Below are 1,347 nucleotides of genomic sequence, written 5' to 3' on the forward strand. Positions count from 1 at the left end.
ATACAGGAAGGATGCAATTGATTGGTGAAGACTTGCATCATGATACCGGCCATATTGGTTGGGAAGCGATGAACAAAGGAAGGTAACTATGTGGAAAATCATAAAAGATGATAGTGATGATTTAGAATTTGCAATTAAATGCTTATTCTCTCAATCTATTGATTTAAATGAATTCAAGTTATGGATTGAGCAAGTAATAAGAGATATGCCCATTGAGGACACCCCTTTTTATATTTTTGACTTGGCGGATTTTGATGGGGTAATTGCCGATATTGACAATATTGTAGGTTTTGTTTCGAGTTACAGCCTATCAAAATCGAAAAAAAATGCCTTGACAGGCATTGCCTTCTTAAGGGGTATAGATGTCTATGATCCGCCTATCTCAAAAGAAAAAGCGTTAAAAGCCTTAGAAAAACATCCTGAAATTTATCAGAAGTTTCAGCATTTCTTTCCATTTGTAGAACTGCCTCCGCTTTAGAGGGCGATGAGGTCATCTGAAAAATCAAATTTGGTTTTTCAGACGACCTTTTTATTAGTGAAAACGGGATATTGGGGCTCAATCCAACCTATGCTTGCTCAGCTCAAGACAATGATAGCAGGTTACGAAAAATATGATTAATCATGTTGAAAAATATATAGGCATTATTTCTCATGGATCGAAAAGCGATTCGGGAAATCGGTACAAATTAAATATCGCAGCTATTCCCCCTTCCCCTAACAGCGATTTAAAAACTTATATTACTTTAGGGTTAAGCAAACATGATCTGAATTATAAAAGTAGATTTGAAATACTTTTTGTATGTTCTTTAAAATATGATGAAAATCAGATTTTTCCATTTTTAAGATGGTTGGCAGAAACCATTATTGAGAACAAAAAAATTCTTCTTCGAGGACAGGTTATTTATTTGCCTAGAAGCATTGTTGATTCAACAAAAATGGATGCACTGTATGTTTCCGCCCCATTTTATTTCGACGATGATTTTCAGGTCTGTTATGGCGAATACTACAATATCGTTTTCCCTTTGCTTGTCCCGTTGTATAAACAGGAAGCAGAATTGGTGGAAAAAAAGGGTTGGAATGCTTTTGAGCAGTTCTTGCTGGATAATGAAGTTGACAACCTTTCGGATATGAATAGGAAACCGTTTGTTTGGTAAATACCGTTCTTCAAATGGTCAAAGGTCGTCTGAAAAACCTTGTTTCTGGTTTTCAGACGACCTTTCCTTCATTTGAAATAGGATATTGAGAACCGAGTTCTTCAAAAATCCTACGCCTACTCCTTCCATGGCAGCACCTTGGTCAAAACGGCAGACGGCTACAAAGCCATTGCCCGTATCCGGGCCGGCGACC

General features: G+C 37.1%; 3 protein-coding genes. All 3 read left to right on the plus strand.

The annotated features are described in order from the left end of the window. Window positions 1-86, plus strand: an 86-nt coding sequence (locus HMPREF2954_RS12270) for an HNH endonuclease (protein WP_197067782.1), incomplete at its 5' end; no start/stop codon positions are given. Between the two features lie 2 nt (window positions 87-88). Beyond that, complete coding sequence (locus HMPREF2954_RS05340) at window positions 89-478, plus strand: hypothetical protein (RefSeq protein WP_070689038.1); 390 nt, start codon at window positions 89-91, stop codon at window positions 476-478. Between the two features lie 133 nt (window positions 479-611). Beyond that, the gene (locus HMPREF2954_RS05345; RefSeq protein WP_045073858.1) at window positions 612-1,154 is read left to right on the plus strand and encodes a suppressor of fused domain protein; all 543 of its coding nucleotides are present in this window, start codon (window positions 612-614) and stop codon (window positions 1,152-1,154) included. Window positions 1,155-1,347: the final 193 nt, after the last annotated feature.

The sequence above is a fragment of the Neisseria sp. HMSC067H09 genome, from assembly GCF_001814135.1.
GTDB lineage: Bacteria > Pseudomonadota > Gammaproteobacteria > Burkholderiales > Neisseriaceae > Neisseria.